The 878-nt window shown below is 55.1% G+C and carries 1 protein-coding gene; it reads right to left on the reverse strand.

Features of this window, described 5'->3' with window-relative positions; genetic code table 11:
* Positions 1–129: 129 nt before the first annotated feature.
* Positions 130–878: IS110 family transposase (locus FGE21_RS19885; RefSeq protein ID WP_139665129.1), on the reverse strand; the 749-nt coding region annotated here is incomplete at its 5' end.

Below are 878 nucleotides of genomic sequence, written 5' to 3' on the forward strand. Positions count from 1 at the left end.
GTTACGCACGCGCCGTGATCTCATTAGCGGACAGGTCGATTGTGACCATTTGGGCCGTCAGATTCTGGGGGCGTAATTATTCCGTTCCATGATTTCTATCTATCGCGAACTCCTTTGGGGCGTCTCGGCTTAGATGCCGATGGCGACCTCGTCTCTGGGCGCATCAAACGCCGTTTTATGTCTCAAGATGCTCCAAGCCATGCGCGCCAGCTTATTGGCCAGCGCAACAGCGGCCTTGTTGCGGTGCATCCGTTCCGATGCGCGCGCGAGCCATTCACCAAAGCTGAAGTCTGGCCACCGATGCGGACGCATCATGATAATCTTTGCAGCCTGAACGAACAGCATCCTCAGATATCGACTGCCGCGCTTGGATATGCGCCCCAACACCGTTCTACCGCCGGTGCTATATTGACGGGGTACCAACCCGACCCATGCAGCAAAATCCCGTCCTCGATCGAAGGCTTCCCCTTCACCAATGGCAGCGACCATGGCAGTCGAGATCATTGGACCAATTCCAGGCACCGTCATGACGTTAACGCAGTTCTCTTCGGTTCGACTGATCTCTTCGATCTCTTGCGATACTTTATCGATGCGATCATCCATCCACATCCAATCGCCATAGAGGCCGATCAGGATCGAACGCATCCGGGGTGATATCTCATCTTTGCGCTCCTCCAGGATCGTTTCAAAGGAATTCTTCAGGGCGCGTAGACCTTTGCGGACAGTGATGCCCTGCTCGATCAAGAAGGCCCGGATCTGATTGATCGTCGCAGTTCGGCGCGACACCAAACGTGATCGCACACGATGCAAAGCTTGCAGGTCGAGCTGATCCTGGCTTTTCTCGGAAACTGCCTTCAAGTTCGGACGCAGCGCCGCTT

It is taken from the genome of Phaeobacter sp. B1627 (genome assembly GCF_006265095.1).
Taxonomy (GTDB): Bacteria; Pseudomonadota; Alphaproteobacteria; order Rhodobacterales; family Rhodobacteraceae; genus Epibacterium.